Below are 18,545 nucleotides of genomic sequence, written 5' to 3'. Positions count from 1 at the left end.
TCAGCGCAGTTCGCGCCAGGCATAGACCCGCTGCGCGGGCTCACATTGAAACGGTAGGGGTGCGCCCGGCGAGCGGGCGTCATCGCATTCGGCCAGCCAATCGCTGCTGGAGGCATTGCGGAACTCTCGCAGGCGTTCCACCACATAGCGCGCTTTGTCGGGCTCACCGCTGGCGTGCAAGGACTTGGCCCAGGCCATCATCAGCCGTGCATCGATCAGGTTATGTGCTGTGCGCTGCGTGGCCGCCAGGGCCTCGGGGCCGGGAGGCAAAGAGGTGGCCGCCGCGTAATCGGCCTGACTCGAGAACAAGAGCGTGGCCTGGCCATCGGCAATGCGCTTCGTCAGCGCCGGCGCATGGGCCGAGGGCACGTAGATCTCCACCACGCGTAAATAGTCGCGCACGGTCAGCAGGCTCCCTGCCAGCATCAAGGCTCCGCCCGTCCACCAGGTCCAGGACGCCACCGCGCTGCCGGCCGAAGCAGCTTCACGCTCTGAGCCCAGTGCCAGGCCAAAGGCAAAGGCCGTGGGCAAGAGGAAGTAGGCGTACCACAGCGGGTACTCGAGCAGGCTGTGCAGGCCAATCATCAGCACCAACATGAAGGCGCTGCGCCGCGCCACCGCATCGACGCCCTCGGCGCGCATGCTCATGCGCAGGGCTTGCCACAAGGACCAGGCCAACAAGGCCAAGATGCTCAGGCTGAGCGGCAAGCCCAACTCGACAGCAAGTTGCATCACGATGTTGTGGGTGTGATCGAAGAAGGCAATCGGCCGGTTCGGGAACGGGGTCATGCTCCAGGCCAGATTGAACTCACCCCAGCCAACACCGGTCAGCGGATTGGCCTTCAACAAGGTCCAGGCGTTGGCGATGATGGCCAGGCGCGAGGGCGAGCCAGCCCCTTCGGCCAGGCGCGATTCGGCACCAAGCGCATGCCCGCCGCTACTGGCCCAGATCGACAACAGCCACCAACTGAGCGCCAACATCATTGGCGTGGTCAACAGCGCCAGCTTGGACGCCCGGCCGAGTTTGCGATCCAGCGCGCCCCAAACCGCCAAGATCAGCACGCCAATCACGCCGGTGCGCGAGGCGCTCAAGACCACCGCCAAGATCAGGCCCGCCAGCACGACCGGCAAGAGCCAGCGCCCGGCTATGCCCAACAGCGCCTTGAAGCCGCCCGTTTCCGCCAGGTAAACCGCCGCTACGCAGGCCCACATCAACAGACTGGCCAGATGATTCGGTTGGCGCAGATTGCCCACCGCGCGCCCCGGAATGCCGGAGCGGGCAATGACCTGCCCATCGGCCCAGCCGGGCATGAAGACCTGCACAAGGCTGACCACCAAGCTCAGCAGACCCGCCAACAACAGGCCCCAACACAAGAGTTCCAGCCAGCGCCTGCGCGCCAATTCAGGCAGGCCCTGCCCCGCCAGCAGCAAGAGCAACGCGGCGCCGAGCATGCCGCTGTTGGCCAAGGCCAATCCGATCGGCAAGCCGCCCACCAGCGTCGACAGGGCCGGCGCCAGCATCAGCAAGCCCAGCGCTAGCGCCGCCGGGCTGGCACGCCAGCGCGGGACGGCTGCATCGGCCATGCTCATCAGCACCAAACCCCATCCCGCCAAGGCGGTCAATTGATTGAACAAGGTGGCCGAGGGCGTCAGGTTGTAGGCCAACAAGGGCGCCAAGCCACAAGCAATCAAGATGGCCGGCAAAGCCCATGGACTGACCGGCGCCTGCGTGGGCGCGGCGGCATTCGGCGAAGAGAGTTGCGGCAAGGTGATCGACATGGGGCCGAATCATCACATGAACGGCCGAGCTCTTCGCCTCTAGTTTCTATCTATGGCGAGCTGGCCTCGCCCCCAATCTCAAGGTTGCGCGCGGCACATGCCCATATCGCAGCGCACCCGCAAGCTGTGGGCTGCGCATTGCACGATGAAACTCTCAATCACACCGTCCCGCGCTTCCAGCCGTGCCAATGGGCGCCCCCCATTCGGTCCCAGGCATCCCGCCTCTTTGGCGGCACGCTCGGCTTCATAGTCAAAGCGGCTGGGGCGGAGTTTGGCCTCGGGGGCGGGGGTCGATGGCGCTTTGGCCAGTACAGGCTTCTCACTTGACGTCTGCGTGTGTGTTGGCGCCTGAGCCTGCGTTTCCGCTGCTAGCGATGACGCTGCCAGCGGTGCGGCCGCTTGCGAAGCGACCGGGAAGCTTTCTACGGTGCTGACGGGCGCAGGCATCGCGGCGGGAGCAACTGTCGCGGCTGGGGCCACGGCAGCGACCGGCTGCACGGCAGCGCCGGCCATCATCAAGGGGCTGCGAACCATTTGGGTTTCCAACACGCCGGCGCGGCCGGTGGCCGCATCCACGCTGTGCAGGCGCGAACCGGCGCTGAGCAAGCCCATCTTCACCTCTTGCCAGACAAAGCTGGGTTCGCCGGCGCGGGTGGTGAGAGTCAAGGTATGGGTGTTCTCACCCTTGGACACCAACTGATGCTCGCCCGCCTCCACGTCGGCCACCACAAAGGTCTTGCCCTTGGTGGTACCCGCGGGTCGGCCGTCCAGCGTGAGGTCCAGGCCCACCAGCGCGCCCAGAAGCTCATTGCGGTAGATATAGATACGCGATTGCTGGGCCGGCACCTCGAAACGTTTGACGGCAGCCTCCTGGCCCGGGCCCGCCGGCTTGACGCTCGCGCAACCCGACAACAGGGCAATTCCCAGCAGTCCCAATGACGCGAAAGACTTGAGCGAATGATTCAAGGTCATGGCCTTTGTGCCGAGCGGCATCCAGATGTTGAGGCAGCGGCGAGTGTAGGGCGCTGTATCCATCCCCTCCGCGCCAATGGTTCACCGGCCCGCGCTGAAGCATGCAGAAATACCGTCACGGCCTTCCGTAACTGCCCACACAAGTTGTTGACGCCAACCGTCTATGTGTACTACTATATTAGTACACATAAGGAGCAGCCTTGAGCGCCGACCCTTCTCACTTCTTCAGTATCAACACCGGCTCGACCGAACCGATCTACCGCCAGCTGGTCGAGCAACTGCGACGACGGGTGGCCAGCGGCCACCTGAAAGCCGGACAGGAAATCCCCTCGGTGCGCGAGGTGGCGCAAGCCTTGGCGGTGCACCCGATGACGATCTCCAAGGCCTACAGCCTGCTCGAGGCCGAGGGCCTGCTCGAGCGCCGGCGCGGCCTCGCCATGCGGGTGGCGGCACAGCACCAGAAAGCGCAGCCGGCCGCCGAGCGGATCGTGCTGCTGCGGCCAACGCTGGAACGCGCGGCCGCCGAGGTGCAGCAACTCGAGGTGCCTGCCAAGCAGGCTTTGCAATTGTTCGATCAAATTCTCAAGCAGGGAGGCGCCCTATGAGCGCGGTCACGATGTCAACAGCTTCACAACCAGACTGGGCGCAGGAGAACACCAGCGCCGACTTGCCCAGTCCCAGCGCCGAACTGCGCGGCCTGAGCCTGAGTTATGGCCCGCAGCGGGTGCTGGACGGGCTGAACTGGCAGCTGCTGCCCGGCCAGGTGGTCGGCCTTTTGGGCCGCAATGGCGCCGGCAAGACCAGCCTGCTGGAAGCGCTGCTGGGCCTGCGCGAGCCACAAGCCGGCACGGTGCAGCTGTTCGGCCAAAACGCAAGCGCGCTGGACGATGGCGCCCGCGCCCGGATTGGCTATGTCCCCCAAAACAGCGACCTGTTCGAGACCTTCTCCGCCGCACAGCTGCTGAGTTACTTCAAGAGCTTCTACCCGCGCTGGAACGAGGCCAAGGTCGAGGGCCTGATGTCGCGCTGGGACATCGCCCGCGACAAGCCCATCGCCAAGCTCAGCGGCGGGCAGCAGCAGCGCCTGTCCATCATCCGCGCGCTGGCCCATGAACCCGACTTGCTGGTGCTGGACGAACCGGTCGCCAGCTTGGATCCGGCCGGCCGGCGCGACTTTCTGCGCGAACTGGTGGACCAGGTGCTGGACCGCGGCACCACCGTGGTGTTCTCCACCCACATCCTCTCGGACCTGGAGCGGGTCGCCTTCAACGTCGCATTTCTGAAGCAAGGCCGCATCGGCCTGCAAGCACCGCTGGACGAGTTGCTGGACGAGGTGCGCGCGCTGAGCGGCCCGAGCGGCGAGTTGCAAGCCTTGATCACCGCGCGGGGACTGAACTGCTTGAGCCGCAGCGCCCTGAACGAGGGCCAGCTGCGCTGCCTGGTGCGTGGTCCGGCCGTTCATGGGCCAGCCCTCGAGCAGGCGCCGCTGCCGGCGCAGATCAGCAGCCAGACGGTCAATCTGGAAGACCTCTTCATGGAGTTGACCTGATCATGAGCGCCCTGATTGCCCCCATCGCGCCCATCTGGTCGCGCTACAGCCCGCTGTTGTTGGCGCCGTTCCGGGAGCGCCGCCGCAGCGGCGAATTGTGGATCTGGCTGGCGCTCTTGCTGATCGTTGCGGCGATGGCCGTCGCGGCAGGCATAGGCTGGGGCGCGCATGAAGCGCGCACCGTGCTGGGCATCGCGACGATCCCGACACTGTTGATTCTCTGGGGCATCTGCTTCGCCGATCTGCGTCAGCAGAACCGTCCGAACGCGGCTCGCCTGGTACCCGGCCATTTGGCGCGGCTGCGGCGCTGTGCGGTCGGCTTGATGCTGGGCTTGAGCCTGCTGGTGGCCGCCGTCTTTGGCGCCGCGACCAGCAGCCCGCTGCTATGGGGCCTGTGCGCTGCACTGACGATGTTGACCGTGGCCGTTTGCATGCGCTGGTGGTGGTTCGGGCTCACGATCTGGATCGTGCCCAGCCTCGGTTTTTGGTGGCCCTTCGATGCGCTGCGGCTGCAACTCTGGGCGGGTCTGCAACGCTGGTATTTGGAGCAACCCGCCAGCCTGCTCGTCGTGGCCCTGCTGGTGCTGCCCTATCTGCTGACACGCTTGCTGCAAGACGGCGGCAGCGCCCATCGCCGCAGCCATGCCAAGGAAGGTCAATGGCGCAAGCTGCTGGCCAATCAGCAGCAAAGCCTGGTCACGCCCAAACATGCCAGCAGCATGGGGCTGAGTCTGATGCGGGTTTTCGTCTGGCCGCAGCCGCTCTGGCTGGCCTATCTGCTGCGGCACGCCAAACCGGTGGCTCGCAGCGCCCTCGCCCGCGCCGAACTGGTGAGCTTGGGCAATCTGCACTGGACCTGTTTTGCCGGCAGCTTCAGCGTGATCGCCACCCTGTTCGCGCTCGGCGCGGCCTGGCTCTCCTTCAGCGCCGAAGCCAACTGGGCAGAGATCGGCGGCAACGGCAGCATGGGCTTGCAGATCGGCATCATCAGCATGGCCATCAACCCGCTGCTGGGGCTGGCCGCCAATCTGTATCGCTCGCGGCGTGAGCAGAGTTTGCTGATGCTGCTCCCGGGCATGCCACGTGGCGCGGCCCTGAACCGCTCAATGGGCCGCCGCCTGCTGACCCAGTTCTATCTGCAATGGAGCCTGGCCCTGGGCTTGATCGCTGCGTTGATGGTCGTGAACCCGGCCTTTCAATCGTCGCGACTGGGCTTCTATGCCTTGTTGGCGATCTTGCCGATGGGCGCGATGCTGCTGCGGGACTGGTCGCGGCAGCCCATGCCGCGCGCCGCGCAAGTGGCCCTGCCCTTCCTCGGCGCGGTGGTCGGTGGCCTGCTGCTGGCCGGTCTCAGTTGGCTGGGCTTTGGGCTCTGGCTGGGTGCCGGTCTCAGCGTCGCGCTGAGTCTGGCCCTGCTGCACTGGCGCTGGCGCCGCTTTTTGCTGGCCGCTCCGGCGGCCATGCCGGTCGGTCGCTGGGCCTGATGGCGTAAGTGCCGTGCCGAGGGCGCTCAGCGCAGCCAGCCGAGGATCTGCGGTGCCTGCAGGGCGCCCGACATGCGCTGCAACTCGCGGCCCTGCTGCAACTGGATCAAGGTCGGAATGCTGCGGATGGCAAAGCGCTGCGACAACTGCGGGCTCTCATCGCTATTGACCTTGACCAGCAAGACCTGACCCTTCAATTGCTGGGCGGCCAGCGCAAACTGCGGCGCCATCTGTCGGCAGGGGCCGCACCAAGGCGCCCAGAAGTCGACCAGCACCGGCAGCTCCGTGCCATTCACCACCGAGTCGAAGTTGCTGTCGTTCAGCGCCAGCACCTCACCGCTGAGCAGGGCTTGGCCACATTTGCCGCACACCGGGTCTTGGCCGGCCCGCTCGTCCGGGACGCGATTCTTGCTCAGGCAATGGGGGCAGACGATCAACATGGCGACAACACTCCTCGGTTAAACGCCCAGTTGACGGCGCAGGGTCGGTTTTTCAAGGTGCGGCCTCCAGCGTGGCCTGCAGCAATGCGCCCACTTCCTGCATGAACACCCGCACGCGGGCGGTCTGGCGCAGGTCCGGATGGGTCAGCAGCCAGACCGGCGTGCTGACATCGTGAAGCACCTCGGAGACCGGCAGCAGATCGGGTTCATGGCCTTCGATCAGGGTCGGCAGCAGCGCCAGCGCCAGGCCGGTGCGGGCCATGGCCACGGCTGGGTGCAGCAGGTCAAGCCGCACGGCGATGCTGCTGGGCGGCACATGGTCCAACATCCAGCGATCAAAAAAGCGCGAACGCCGTTCGCGATCGAAGCCGATCCAGGGATAGTTGGCACACAAGTCCTCGGTCGGCATGATGGTCTGCGGCAAGTGCGCGGCACCACGGCGCGCATAGACGCGCATGCGTACCTCGCCGACTTGGCGCCCAACCAAGTGCTCCGGCACGACGCGGTTCATGCGCAGCGCCACATCGGCATCACGGCGTGACATATCAACCAGGCTGGAGTTCTCATTCACCTCCACCTCAATGCCCGGGTGGCCGCGCCGGAAGGTCGCCAAGGCTTCGGGCAGCAAGTACAGCGTGGCGATAAAGGCCGTGGTCAGGCGCAGCGTGCCGTGCAATTCGAGATCGCGCCCGACGATGCGCCGCTGCATCTCGGCGATTGCGGGCCGCATCTGCCGCGCTTGCGCCGCCATCAACTCGCCCGCCTCGGTGGGTGTGTAGCCCTGGCGCAGGCGCTCGAACAAGCGAGCCCCGAGGCGCTGCTCCAGCGCATCCAGGCGACGCAGCACGGTGGTGTGGCGCACGCCCAGCAACTTGGCTGCGCCGTTCAGCGAGCCAGCTTCGGCAATCGCCAGGGCGAAGCGCAAATCGTCCCAGTTGAAACCACTCTCTGCGCCCTGTTCATTGCCATTCATGGTCGTTGATTGTGCTTTTTTGCAGTTTTAAACTGCAATTTACTCAGTTGTTTGTGCTTTTTCGCAAACATAACATGCGCACCATGCCTTGCCAAGCGATGCAAGCCCAGCCCAAACAGGAGCGCAGCATGACCCCCCAACTCAACACCAGTTCCGCGACATCACCAGCCTTGTCTGCACGCCACGCCCGACACAGCCATCACAGCCATCACACCGATTCGGACTGGCGCAGTGAGTTGCAGCGCATCACCGATGCTTGGCAGCGCGTCCAGCGGGCCTATATCGCCTGGTGCAGCCGCAGCGAAGCCCGCAGCACTGCGGCAGGCCATCAAGCCGAGACGCTGCGCCGCAAGCATTTCTGAACCGGCGCCCAGCTTCGCCACGCCCACTCACTGGAGACAAGCCCATGCCACACCTGCACCTCAGCCTCAGCCCCGCCGCCGGCCGCGAACCCGATCTGCGCCAGTTGGCCCAAGGCCTGACCGAGCTCACCACCGAACATCTGGCCAAAGACCCGCAACTGACCGCCGTACGCTTCAGCCTGCTGCCGGCCACCCATTGGTTCATCGGCGCCCGCTCACTCGCCACCGACACGCTGGCCAGCTACCAGTTGGAGATTCAGGTCACCGAGGGCAGCAATAGCGAGGCGCAGATTGCGGCCTTTCTGGCCGCCGCGCACGCGGCAATGGAACAGGCACTGGGCCGCGTTCATCCGACCAGCTACATCACCGTGCAACAGATCCCCGCCACGGCCTGGGGCTATGGCGGGCGCAGTCAGGCCTCTCGGCGGGAACAGAAACTCGCACTCGACGGCAGGCTCGCCCGCGCGGCATGAGCTGCCACGCCCGGGCGCAGGCGAGGGGCTACTTCGGCTGCAGCCGCGCCATCGCGTCCAGCCGGTATTTCTCCAGCAAGCCTTCCTTGTCCATTTGCTTGAGCACGGCGGTCAGCGCGATGGCGAACTGGGCATGCTTCTCATGCAAATAGCCCCCGTTGAAGACCGGGCCGCTGACGTCAAACAGCTTGTAGAGCCGAGGGCCGCCTTGGCCTTGCTGCGGTGAGTACTCATGGTTCCAGACGCCCAGATTGACGTCGCAGAAAAAGTCGGTGTGATCGACCACCAACATATCGATCGCCTGCTTGACGGTAGTCACCGCAGCAAGCCCTTGCGGCAGCAGCAAGGGCTTCAACAGACTCTGACAAAACAGCACCCCACGCCGGTAGCTGCCTCTGAATTTGCCGCCTCGCAAGTCATCCACCCCGGTCAGCCCCGGCACCGGTCTGAGCGCGTAGAGACTGTAATAAGACGGCACACCAGGCAGTTCCACCGGAATCAACTGCGGGTGCAAGCGGCCATAGACCGGGCCGCGCATCGTTTCACCGTCGATCTCGCCGCGCTCGAGCATCAGCTCCAAACGTTTCAAGGGCGCGACCACAATTTCCAATGGCACCCCGAGACGCCGAAAGGCCTCGACATAGACCATGCGCTCCCAGGCTCCGGTGAACACCTGATCCTCGGTGCCGGTCCCCAAGATGAATTTGCCAGCTTCGGCCGCCACCGCCGTGTTCACAGCGAGGCAGGCGCTCAAGCAACTGCCTGCCAATACAAGCCGCAGGCCAACGGCGCGGAGGCGGCGTCTGCACGCCAAGTTCAAAAGCCCGATTCGCAGCATCTGAGTCCACCGAAGTTCTGGGGCGGCCCATCGCCGCGCCAAGCCAGCCAGGCAAGATCCATCTGTTCTCGGTCCCTCGGCCCTCGAAAAACGGACACCGCGCTTGAATTCAAGGCTTGGCAGCGGCAAGAATATCTCAAGCCTCGCATCCCTACGCGATCCTGATGCCGGCCCTGCTACGCTGCCGGCCATGCAGAGTCGCCGTGCCTCATTGCCGCTATTTCAAAAAGTCAGCCTGGCCGCCTTCAGCTGGGCGGCTGCCTGGGCCTTGATGCTGAGTCTGGACGGCCGCGTTGCGTTGGCCAATCTGACCCTGCTGCCGGTCTTGGCCACCGCCTTGGCCAGTTTGTGGCTGCCGCTGGTGGCCTCGATGGTTTGCAGCCTGCTGGCTGTGCTGGCCTTCAACTGGCGCTTTGTACCGCCGCGCGACAGCCTGATCGTGGCCGGCCAAGAACACCTGTTGCTGCTGCTGAGCATGTTGAGTCTGTGCTGGATCACCAGCGCCTTGATGGCTCGCCTGCGCTGGCAGGCCGCCAATGCCGAGCGCCACGCGCACCGCGCAGAGCAGTTGCGCAGCTTCGGCGAAAGCCTGCGCGACAGCGCCTCGGCGCTTGATCTGGCGCCCGAGTTGGCGGCCGCGCTGCAGGGCTTGGTCGGTACCGAAGTGCGGCTGATGCTGCTCAATGGCGAGCCACTGCCGGCGCGCAATGAGCCGAGCGCGGTGCTATGGCATGGCACCGCACCCGACGCAGACCAAACCAGCGGCCTGTGGCTGTGTCTGCGCACCGGCCAAGCGATGGGTCCGGGCTGCGGGCGACACGAGGAACTGGCCGCTTGGTACCTCCCCTTGCGTGGCCGGCGCGGCAGCTTTGGCGCGGCCTATCTGCCGCTGCAAGCCCATCTGCTGGCTCATCGACAGACCCACTTGCAAGCCGTGGACTCCGGCCTGCGCGCGCACGCCCAATCGCTGTGCGACCAACTCGGCTTGGCGTTAGAGCGCCAGGCGACCGAACAAGGCGCGGCCAAAGCCCTGAGTGAAGCCGGCCAGCAAGCCACCCGCAATGCGCTGCTGGCCGCCATCTCGCATGACTACCGTACCCCGCTGGCCTGCATCATGAGTGCCGCCTCGGCCCTGCATGATCAAGAGGCCAAGCTGAGTAGCGCCCAGCGCCAGCGCCTGAGCGCCACCATCTTGGACGAAACCCAGTCCCTCAAGCGCATGACCGACAACAGCCTGCAACTGGCGCGCCTGGATGCGCCCGGCCTGCAATTGAAGCTGGACTGGGAGTCGGCCGAAGACATCGTCGGCGCCGTGCTGCGGCGTGTGCGGCAGCGCTACCCGGAGGCCAGCAAGCGCGTCAAAGCGCGCCTGGAGCCCGGCCTGCCGCTGCTGCGCTGCGATGCCCTGCTCCTGCATCAGCTGCTGGACAACCTGATCGACAATGCACTGGCCTATGGTCAGTTGCCAGGCCAGTTCGGCCCAGTTGAGCTGCTGCTACGCCAGGCCGAGGAAGACGGCAGCAACTATGTCTTGCTGGCCGTTCGTGACCGCGGGCCCGGCGTGGCGCCTGGCTGGCGCGACAAGGTGTTCGAGGTCTACCGCCGCGGCGAAAGCGCCGCAACCGTCGGCCCGCATGCCCACTATACCCACCGCGGCGCCGGCATCGGCCTGGCCGCCTGTCGCGCGATTGCCCGTGCGCACGGCGGCGAAATGCGGCTGCGCGCGCGCAGCCATGGCGGCGCCAGCTTTGAGTGCTGGTTGCTGGTGATCGAAGCCCCCACCGGGCCGGGAGAAAGCGCATGAGCTTGGCCGTCCTCTTGGTCGAAGACGACCGCGAACTGCGAAGCACCTTGAGCGAAGCCCTGCGGGTAGAAGGTTATGCGGTGAGCACCGCCGCCAGCCTGGCCGACGCCCAAGCCCAGCTGCAGCATGCGCGCCAGCCGCCTGACTTGATTTTGTTGGACCTGGGCCTGCCCGATGGTGACGGCCAAAGCCTGCTGACCCAGCTGCGGCGTAGCAAGAACACGCCGGTGTTGGTGATCTCGGCGCGCGAGCAAGACGGTGAAAAGATCCAGCTGCTGGACGCCGGCGCCGACGACTATCTGGTCAAGCCCTTCAGCATCAGCGAGCTGCTGGCGCGCATGCGCGTCGCCCTGCGCCACCGCGGTCTGCACACCCAAGCTGCACTGACCCGCTACGAGCAAAACGGCCTGCTGGTGGACCTGGGCGCGCACCGGGTCAGCCTTCATGGCGCCGAGGTCAAGCTGACACCCACCGAGTTCAAGCTGCTGGCGCGCTTGGTGCGCAGCGCCGGCCAAGTGGTGACGCATCGCAGCTTGCTGATCGACGTCTGGGGCCCGGAGTTCACCGAGCACACCCACTACCTGCGCCTTTATATGGCACAGCTGCGCGCCAAGCTAGAAGCCGAGCCGGCCGACCCGCATTTGCTGCTGACCGAGCCTGGCGTGGGCTACCGCTTGGCAGAAGGTGCCTAAGGTTTTTTTGCAGCAGCCTGTAAGAAACTGAATTGGCGGCGGACTGTTGAGTTTGAACGCACTTTGGCAGCCCGCATGTCAACACCCTCACCCCAAGACCAGCAGTACCTTGAAGCCATGCGCCTGCATGGCGCTGAGCTGGCACGTTTCGCCCGCGGCTATGAGCGAGATGAAGCCAAGCGTCAGGAGCTCTTGCAGGAATTGCAACTGGCGCTGTGGCAAAGCTTGGCCAATTTTCAGGGCCAATGCAGCTTGCGCACCTGGGCTTACCGGGTGGCGCACAACGTCGGGGCCAGCCATGTGCAGCGCAGCTTGCGGCAGGCCGAGCGCCAAGGCCTGACGCTGGAAGAGGCCGAGTCCTTGGCCGATGCCGACGCCGATATGGCCCACACCGAACGGCGCATCGATCTGGGCCGTGTGCTGGCCCTGATCCACCGCTTGGCACCGCTGGACCGCGAGCTGATGCTGCTCTACCTCGAAGACCTCGACGCCGCCAGCATCGCCGACATCACCGGTCTCTCGGCCCGCAATGTCGCCACCAAGATCCACCGCATCAAAGCCTTGCTGGCCCGCCAGCTCGGCCCCCAGGAGGCCAAGCCATGAGCGCAGAAGACGATCTCAAGATGGCCTGGCGCGCCCAGTCAGAGCCTCAGCCGGCGTGCCTGCCGCAAGAGTTGCGGGTCGCCGCACAAGCCTTCCAAGACCGGATCGCGCGTCGCAACCGCCGCGAGTACATCGGCGGCGCCATCGTCGTGCCGGTGTTTTGCTTCTACGCCTGGTTCTTCCCCTACTGGGTGACCAAGTTGGGTGCGGTGCTGGTGGTGCTGGGCACTTTGGTGGTGATGTGGCAGCTGCACAAGCGCGCCTCGGCTCGCAGCTTGCCGCGCGACTTTGGACAAACCGGCTTGCAATTCCAGCGCGAAGAACTGCAGCGCCAGCGCGATGCGCTGCACGACGTCTGGCGCTGGTATCTGGGGCCGCTGCTGCCCGGCCTGTTCGTCTTCATGTGGGGTCAGCAGGACGGCCAGGCCGGCACGGCCGAGGCCATCGTCGATCTGATCATGGTGCTGGTCTTTGTGGCCATCCATGCGATCAATCGCCGCGCCGCCAAAAAACTGCAAGCCGAGATCGACGCTTTGGATCGCTTGGCCGATGTCGAGAGTCATTGATTGAAACGGGAGACAAACATGATGAAAACAAAGCCATGGCGCCGCCGCGGCGCGGTGCTGGCCTGTGTGTTGCTGCTGCTGGGTGGGGCAGCTGGTGCCAGCAGCGAGGCAGAACTGCTGACCACATTGCAAACCCGCTTTGAGGACGACCGCACCGGCGCATGCGCCGTCGCTGCCCTGATTGAAAAGGGTCAGGTCTTGCGCGCCAAGACTTGCGCCGCCCCGCGCGCCGATGGCGGGCCGGGCTATGGCCATGTGTTCGAGATCGGCTCGGTGAGCAAAACGATGACGGCCTTTCTGGTCGCCGGCTTGGTGCGCGAGGGCAAGTGGCAGCTCGATGACCCGATCGCCAAGCACCTGCCGCCCGGCACGGAGCTGCCGCGCCAGGGCGAGCGGCAAATCCTGGTGCGCGATCTGCTCACCCACAGCTCGGGACTGCCCGGCCTGCCACCCGGCTTCGCCCCCAAGAATGCGAGCGACCCCTACGCCGACCTGAGCGAAGCCCAGCTGCTCGCGGCCCTCGGTCAGGTCAAGCTCAATCGCCCCATCGGCAGCCGTTTTGAATACTCCAACTTCGGCATGATGGTGATATCAGCCGCCGTCGCCCGCAGCTTGGGCGGTGACTTCGAACAAGCCCTGACTCAGCGCCTCTTCGAGCCCTTGAAGATGCACAGCAGCTTCATCAACACGTCGCGCGGCAAGGCGCCGCGGGCCCAGGGGCATCTGGCCTCCGGTCAGCCGACCAGCGCTTGGCATGCCGCCACCAATTTGTCGGGCGTGGGCATGGTGCGCGCCAGCTTGGACGATATGGTGCGCTATGCCCAGGCGCAGCTGGGGCTGGATGAAGGCAAGAGTCTGCCGCCCGCGCTGCTGGCCGATATGCACCAGAGCCAGCAGCCGCTGCGCGAGCACTCGGCCATGAATTGGATGCGCTTCAAGGTCCAGGGCCATGAGCTGGTGGCCCATGAAGGCGGGACCGGCGGCTTCTCATCCGTGGTGGCACTGGAGCCTGCGACACAACGCGCCGTCGTGGTGCTGAGCGATGCCAGCCTGGCGGATCTGGGCGGCCTGGGGGATGTGGCTAACGCGCTGCTCGGTCTGACAAAGTCCCCATTGCCCCAAGCCCGCAAACCTGCCCAGCCCAGTGCCGCGCTGCTGGCCGCCATGCCGGGCCAATACAGCCTCGGCGGCCTGGGCGCGCGCATCTGGCTGCAGGGCGAGCAGTTGATGGCGCAAGCCGACGGCCAATCGGCCTTCGAGCTGGGCTATGACAGCCGTGGCGACTTCTACCCGCGCACTTTCAGCGCCCTGCTGAGCCCGGTGTTCGAGCAAGGCCGGGTTGACCGAGCCCTGTGGCGCCAGGGCGGCGGCGCCGTGGAAGTGCTGCGCGTCCAGCCGCTGGACAAAGCCGCTAGCGGGCTCGTGGCCGAACTCTTGGGCGAGTACGAGTTGGCGCCGCAATTCATCCTGCGCGTCTTTGAAGACAAAGGTCAGCTCAAGGTGCAGGGCAGCGGGCAGCCCGCCATCTCCGCGCAGCCCGCCGGTGCCGACCGTTTGGAAATCAAAGCCGTCGGCGCCGTGCTGGAGTTCAAGCGCGACGCGGCCGGACGGGTGGTCGCCGCGCTGCTGAAGCAAAACGGCCAAAACCTGGAAGGCAAGCGGCGGTGAGATCTAGTTCCCAGTTGAGAGCATCACCGTCCGCCTCCGCCCCAAGCTATGGGTGTGGGACGCCGCATTTTGGCCATTTGAGTGCGACCCAGAAGATGGTGGCAGTGAGGCCAACCTCGACGAGGGCGAAGAACTGATAGAAGCGCCAATCAACCCACACCACAAACGCAGCCATCATCAAGGTGAAGAACGCAGCGACCACGAGATTCAAATAGCGCACGGCGACTGGCGGAAGAAGCAGGCAAAGCGCAATCAGCACGCTCGGGATGGCCATGAGAATGGAAGGCCCCATGAGGGTGGTCTGCGTGACCGGCCCCAGGGGTTCCATTCGACCCGCGAGCATGGTCTGAAGCTTGCCTGGCACGTACAACTCAAAGTAATCGCAGTACAGATAGCAAAAGGTCGCCGCGGTCCAAAGCGCGCTGAGCTTCAGCGGAGTAGGCGTGGGCGTGTTCTCGAGTTGGCTCATGATTCACTGCCGGTGGCCGGCTGCAGTTGAAGTGCGGGAGAAGTGTCGCGGCAACTGCCACTCACGCAATGGAGATGCGACAGAACGCATGTATTGGCGGATGAAACGCAGGTTCGCACCGTCTGGAATACGCACTAGGCTGAGTGTTGAGGCACAAAGCAGCGAGAGGCAAACGGGGGAAGCATCGAGAGTGGCCGGCCATAAAGATGCACATGGAATGTTGCCTCATTGCCCTGCGTTGCCGTGGAATGGATCGCCGCAGCTTGCAGGGTTAAAAACTCACCGGGGCCAACGCCAATCGAATGCTCGGGCGCTACCGTCCTGCTGCTTGCTGACGGCCGATGGAAGAACGTATTCAGTTCATTCCCTCGAATACCGACGATGACCGCCCAAGTGCAATGTTCATGCAGCAGGCTCACAAGGCCCTGGCCATCTGAGACAAGGTAGATGGAGGGCCCCGCCTCAGAGCCTACTGCCAGTTCATACAGGCGCTCTTCCCCTGGTTTCGCAGACTCAAAAGTGCAGAGAAAGTCCCGCTGGGCTTCACAAACAGCTAGCAAGTCACCTGCTGCTTCAAGCAGCTGCGCCTCGCTGGGATAAGAGCCATAGTCGCGCAGCTTGATTGAGAGCGATTCAAAGGGGTTTGACATACGTAAGCATTCCCTGAAGACCTAACATCCAGAGTATGCGGCATTAAAAGAAGCCAGCTTCGAGCCTCAAATCCTTGGAATACGGGCCGAAACCAGCAGAGCTGCCAATTTCAGCCGCTCATACCCCCGGCAGGCCGCTGTCAGAGACAGGCCTTGCCGGGACCAACTTAGAGCGCCATCGGCGTTGAGAACTCGGTTTCGACCATCGGGCAAGGCGCGGGCAAGCTTGCCCCTAACTTATTGCTTGGCCGCAGTGGCAGGCAGAGGCAACGGCACAGGCTTGGGCGGCATCATCGCGACGCGAACCGCTTGCACTTCGACACCTTGTGCGGTCGGGCGCAAGACCCAAAAGGCCGAGAACTCGGCCGAGGCGCTCATGCTGCCATCGTCCTTGACGCGCCCGATGAGGGCGCGGCTGTCCATGGTGCAGAAATTGCCCATGCTTTTGACACGGCTGACGCTCATCTTGTGCTTCAAGTCTGCCGGCAAGGTCTTGAACGAATGGGCGAAGAAGGCTTGCACCTGCGATCGGTCGCTCAGGTGCACATGATCGGCCGCGATGGCGAAGCTGGCATCGCTGGCGTAAAGAGCGGCCAGTGCTGCGGCGTCGCGAGCATTCCAATAGACATCAACCTTTTCTGCAAAGTCTTGTAAGTCCGCCTTGGAAACGTCGGCAGCGCAGCCAGCGAAGGCATCAACGGGAGCAACATCGGCGGCCAAGACGGGAGTGCTGAGCGCGCTTGAAAGCAGGGTCGACAGAAGAACGGTGCGAAGGAGAGTCATGCGTGAGCCTTTTGAAAAGTCGCCGTGGCGAAGTGAATGAGGCCTCACGGTACTTTTCGCCGGCTTGACCCGCAAAGGCTGTGCGACGAAGCAAGGTATGCGCCGACCGGCGGCGGAGCTGCCTCACTGACCTAAAGCGCCCCAAGCCAGCGCCACGACCCTGGCCCCACGCATCCTTATGCCTTCCTGATACGCCCAGGCGCACAGTGCGGACATCTAAACCCACCGTTGAGAAGATGTCCTCAGCCTCCCATGCCTCCTCCCCCAGCGGTCACCCGCAGCGCCAGGCGCTGCCGGCGCTGACCTTGGGCGCCATCGGTGTCGTCTATGGCGACATCGGCACCAGCCCGCTCTACACCGTCAAGGAAATCTTCCTGCCCGCCACCGGCGTGGCGCTGAACCAGGCCAATTTGATCGGCGCGGTGTCGACCATCATCTGGGCGCTGATGCTGGTTGTGACGCTCAAATACGTGATCCTGATCCTGCGCGCCGACAACCGCGGCGAAGGCGGTGGCCTGGCGCTCACCGCCTTGGCCGCCAAAGCGGTCGGCACGGGACGGGCGCGCTTGCACAAGGGCTTGCTGCTTTTGGGCGTGTTCGGCGCCACGCTGTTCTATGGTGACAGCATCATCACCCCGGCCATCACGGTCATGGGTGCGGTCGAGGGCCTGGAGGTCATCACGCCCAGCTTCAAGCCCTATGTGCTGCCGATCTCACTGGGCGTGCTGCTGGCCCTCTTCATGGTGCAGCGCTACGGCACGCATGCCATGGGCAAGGTCTTCGGCCCGGTGATCACGCTCTGGTTCCTAGTCTTGGCCATCATCGGTGTGCACCATATCCAGCAGCAGCCGCAGGTCTTGGCGGCCTTGAATCCGCTGCATGCCTGGGAGTTCTTGATGGCGCGCGGCTGGCATGTGTTTGCCGCCGTCGGCGCCATCGTGCTGGCCCTGACCGGCGCGGAAGCCTTGTATGCCGACATGGGCCATTTCGGTGCCAAGCCCATCCGTCTGGCCTGGACCGCGCTGGTCATGCCCGCCTTGGCGCTGAACTATATGGGCCAGGGCGCGCTGCTGATCGGCGACCCGACGGCCATCGAGAATCCCTTCTACCGCATGTTCCCCGAGCAATGGCTGCTGCCGATGGTGGTGTTGGCCGCGCTGGCCGCGGTGATTGCTTCGCAGGCCGTCATCTCAGGCGCCTACTCGATGACCAAGCAGGCCATCCAACTCGGCTTCCTGCCGCGCATGACCGTGCGCTACACCTCGGCCAGCGAGGTCGGGCAGATCTATATGCCGGCCGTCAACTGGGCCTTGCTGGGCGGCGTGGTGGCGGCGGTGCTGTTGTTCGGCAATTCATCGGCCCTGGCTGGCGCCTACGGCATCGCCGTGACGCTGACCATGTTGATCACCACCGTGCTGACCTTCTTCGTGGTGCGCGACGGATGGCGTCTGCCGGCTTGGCTGGCGATCTCGGCCACGCTGTTCTTCTTGGCCTTGGATGTTTTGCTGGTGGCCGGTTGCGCGCTCAAGTTTGTCGATGGCGGCTGGTTCCCCTTGGCCTTTGCCTTGGGACTCTTCATCATCATGAGCACCTGGCAGCGTGGCCGAGAGCTGCTGATGGGCAGCATCCGCAGCGAAGGCCTGGAGCTGACTCCATTTTTGGAAAACCTCAGCGAAGGCAGCGTGAGCAACAAAGCCTTCCGCACCGCCGTCTATGCGGTGGCCAACCCCGACACCGTGCCGCAGGCGCTGCTGCATAACCTCAAACACAACCAGGTTCTGCATGAGTGCAATGTGATCCTGACCGTGGTCTTCCATGACCGGCCCTGGGTCGATGCCGAAGAACGTGTCGAGTTGCAGCAACTGCCGGGCAGCTTCTGGCGCGTCACCCTGCATTTCGGCTTCATGGACCAGCCGGATGTGCCCAAGGCACTGGCGATGTGCGCGGCCAAGGGCCTGCACATCAACAGCTTCGAGACCAGCTACTTCCTCAGCCGCGAGACCGTGGTGCCGACCGAAGGCGAAGGCATGGCCAATTGGCGCGAACGCATGTTTGCCACCATGAGCCGCAACGCCGGCGGCGTGGCCGAGTTCTTCTGCCTGCCGGACAACGCGGTGGTGGAACTGGGCACGCGGGTGCAGATCTGAGCGCCCAAACAAAAAGGAGAGTCCCCATGTCCGACGCAGACACGCCCAAGAAAGCGATCTGGTTCCCGGCCAAGACCTATGGCTGGGGCTGGGGTCCCCCGAGCTGCTGGCAGGGCTGGCTGGTGCTGCTGAGCTTTTGCCTGCTGATCACCCTTGCTTCCATTGTGTTTTCGCCAGACGCGCACCCGATTGCCTTCTTTGCCAGCGTGACGCTGCTGTCGGGCGTTTTGATCGGCATTTGCTGGCTCAAGGGAGAGCCGCCGCGCTGGTGTTGGGGTAAAGAGCGCTGATGG

General features: G+C 64.6%; 20 protein-coding genes. 12 read left to right on the top strand and 8 right to left on the bottom strand.

The window, feature by feature from the left end; translation table 11 throughout:
• Positions 1-1,779: a PglL family O-oligosaccharyltransferase gene (locus WG899_RS11685; protein ID WP_339595824.1), complete on the bottom strand. Its 1,779-nt coding sequence runs from the start codon at positions 1,777-1,779 to the stop codon at positions 1-3.
• A gap of 78 nt (positions 1,780-1,857) precedes the next feature.
• A complete protein-coding gene (locus WG899_RS11680; RefSeq protein ID WP_339595823.1) occupies positions 1,858-2,751 on the bottom strand; it encodes a DUF2846 domain-containing protein in 894 nt (297 codons plus the stop codon).
• 200 nt (positions 2,752-2,951) lie between these two features.
• Between WG899_RS11680 and WG899_RS11675 the strand changes: the two genes are divergently transcribed.
• From WG899_RS11675 to WG899_RS11665, 3 genes are read left to right on the top strand one after another with little or no spacing between them, the layout of a single operon-like run.
• Positions 2,952-3,356 carry a GntR family transcriptional regulator gene (locus WG899_RS11675; RefSeq protein WP_339595822.1) on the top strand — a complete coding sequence of 135 codons (405 nt, stop codon included), beginning with the start codon at positions 2,952-2,954 and terminating at the stop codon, positions 3,354-3,356.
• Between the two features lie 11 nt (positions 3,357-3,367).
• The gene (locus tag WG899_RS11670) at positions 3,368-4,300 is read left to right on the top strand and encodes an ABC transporter ATP-binding protein (RefSeq protein WP_339595821.1); all 933 of its coding nucleotides are present in this window, start codon (positions 3,368-3,370) and stop codon (positions 4,298-4,300) included.
• A gap of 2 nt (positions 4,301-4,302) precedes the next feature.
• Positions 4,303-5,784, top strand: a complete 1,482-nt coding sequence (locus WG899_RS11665) for a hypothetical protein (protein WP_339595820.1) — start codon at positions 4,303-4,305, stop codon at positions 5,782-5,784.
• 26 nt (positions 5,785-5,810) lie between these two features.
• On the opposite strand, the gene trxC is transcribed toward WG899_RS11665, so the two are convergent.
• On the bottom strand, positions 5,811-6,224 hold the full coding sequence (trxC, locus tag WG899_RS11660; RefSeq protein WP_339595819.1) for a thioredoxin TrxC: 414 nt from the start codon (positions 6,222-6,224) through the stop codon (positions 5,811-5,813).
• A 52-nt stretch (positions 6,225-6,276) separates the two neighbouring features.
• Complete coding sequence (locus WG899_RS11655; protein ID WP_339595818.1) at positions 6,277-7,197, bottom strand: LysR family transcriptional regulator; 921 nt, start codon at positions 7,195-7,197, stop codon at positions 6,277-6,279.
• A 128-nt stretch (positions 7,198-7,325) separates the two neighbouring features.
• Here WG899_RS11655 and WG899_RS11650 point away from each other — a divergent pair, with 128 nt between their 5' ends.
• Both WG899_RS11650 and WG899_RS11645 read left to right on the top strand, forming a co-directional pair.
• Positions 7,326-7,559 carry a hypothetical protein gene (locus WG899_RS11650; protein ID WP_339595817.1) on the top strand — a complete coding sequence of 78 codons (234 nt, stop codon included), beginning with the start codon at positions 7,326-7,328 and terminating at the stop codon, positions 7,557-7,559.
• 44 nt (positions 7,560-7,603) lie between these two features.
• Entirely contained in the window at positions 7,604-8,032 is a 429-nt protein-coding gene (locus WG899_RS11645) for a tautomerase family protein (protein ID WP_339595816.1), read from the top strand.
• 28 nt (positions 8,033-8,060) lie between these two features.
• On the opposite strand, the gene WG899_RS11640 is transcribed toward WG899_RS11645, so the two are convergent.
• Positions 8,061-8,786 (bottom strand): hypothetical protein, encoded by a 726-nt coding sequence (locus tag WG899_RS11640; protein WP_339595815.1) that lies wholly within the window; start codon positions 8,784-8,786, stop codon positions 8,061-8,063.
• 274 nt (positions 8,787-9,060) lie between these two features.
• Here WG899_RS11640 and WG899_RS11635 point away from each other — a divergent pair, with 274 nt between their 5' ends.
• The 5 genes from WG899_RS11635 to WG899_RS11615 all read left to right on the top strand — a co-directional run bounded on the left by WG899_RS11635 (position 9,061) and on the right by WG899_RS11615 (position 14,203).
• A complete protein-coding gene (locus WG899_RS11635; RefSeq protein ID WP_339595814.1) occupies positions 9,061-10,674 on the top strand; it encodes a sensor histidine kinase in 1,614 nt (537 codons plus the stop codon).
• On the top strand, positions 10,671-11,366 hold the full coding sequence (locus WG899_RS11630; protein WP_339595813.1) for a response regulator: 696 nt from the start codon (positions 10,671-10,673) through the stop codon (positions 11,364-11,366). Before WG899_RS11635 ends, WG899_RS11630 begins: the two co-directional genes overlap by 4 nt.
• A 75-nt stretch (positions 11,367-11,441) precedes the next feature.
• Positions 11,442-11,969 (top strand): RNA polymerase sigma factor, encoded by a 528-nt coding sequence (locus tag WG899_RS11625; RefSeq protein WP_339595812.1) that lies wholly within the window; start codon positions 11,442-11,444, stop codon positions 11,967-11,969.
• Complete coding sequence (locus WG899_RS11620) at positions 11,966-12,535, top strand: hypothetical protein (protein ID WP_339595811.1); 570 nt, start codon at positions 11,966-11,968, stop codon at positions 12,533-12,535. Before WG899_RS11625 ends, WG899_RS11620 begins: the two co-directional genes overlap by 4 nt.
• Before the next feature lie 21 nt (positions 12,536-12,556).
• Positions 12,557-14,203 carry a serine hydrolase domain-containing protein gene (locus WG899_RS11615; protein ID WP_339595810.1) on the top strand — a complete coding sequence of 549 codons (1,647 nt, stop codon included), beginning with the start codon at positions 12,557-12,559 and terminating at the stop codon, positions 14,201-14,203.
• Positions 14,204-14,249: 46 nt separating this feature from the next.
• On the opposite strand, the gene WG899_RS11610 is transcribed toward WG899_RS11615, so the two are convergent.
• The 3 genes from WG899_RS11610 to WG899_RS11600 all read right to left on the bottom strand — a co-directional run bounded on the left by WG899_RS11610 (position 14,250) and on the right by WG899_RS11600 (position 16,105).
• Positions 14,250-14,672 carry a DUF6326 family protein gene (locus tag WG899_RS11610; protein ID WP_339595809.1) on the bottom strand — a complete coding sequence of 141 codons (423 nt, stop codon included), beginning with the start codon at positions 14,670-14,672 and terminating at the stop codon, positions 14,250-14,252.
• A gap of 134 nt (positions 14,673-14,806) precedes the next feature.
• Positions 14,807-15,322 carry a hypothetical protein gene (locus WG899_RS11605; protein ID WP_339595808.1) on the bottom strand — a complete coding sequence of 172 codons (516 nt, stop codon included), beginning with the start codon at positions 15,320-15,322 and terminating at the stop codon, positions 14,807-14,809.
• 237 nt (positions 15,323-15,559) lie between these two features.
• The gene (locus tag WG899_RS11600; protein WP_339595807.1) at positions 15,560-16,105 is read right to left on the bottom strand and encodes a hypothetical protein; all 546 of its coding nucleotides are present in this window, start codon (positions 16,103-16,105) and stop codon (positions 15,560-15,562) included.
• Positions 16,106-16,341: 236 nt separating this feature from the next.
• Between WG899_RS11600 and WG899_RS11595 the strand changes: the two genes are divergently transcribed.
• Complete coding sequence (locus WG899_RS11595; RefSeq protein WP_339595806.1) at positions 16,342-18,252, top strand: potassium transporter Kup; 1,911 nt, start codon at positions 16,342-16,344, stop codon at positions 18,250-18,252.
• A gap of 26 nt (positions 18,253-18,278) precedes the next feature.
• On the top strand, positions 18,279-18,542 hold the full coding sequence (locus WG899_RS11590) for a hypothetical protein (RefSeq protein ID WP_339595805.1): 264 nt from the start codon (positions 18,279-18,281) through the stop codon (positions 18,540-18,542).
• Positions 18,543-18,545: the final 3 nt, after the last annotated feature.

Source organism: Paucibacter hankyongi, from assembly GCF_037482915.1.
GTDB classification, from domain to species: Bacteria; Pseudomonadota; Gammaproteobacteria; order Burkholderiales; family Burkholderiaceae_C; genus Paucibacter_A; species Paucibacter_A hankyongi.
Note: the sequence above shows the minus strand (reverse complement) of the source record. Positions and strands in the feature narration are given on the sequence as shown.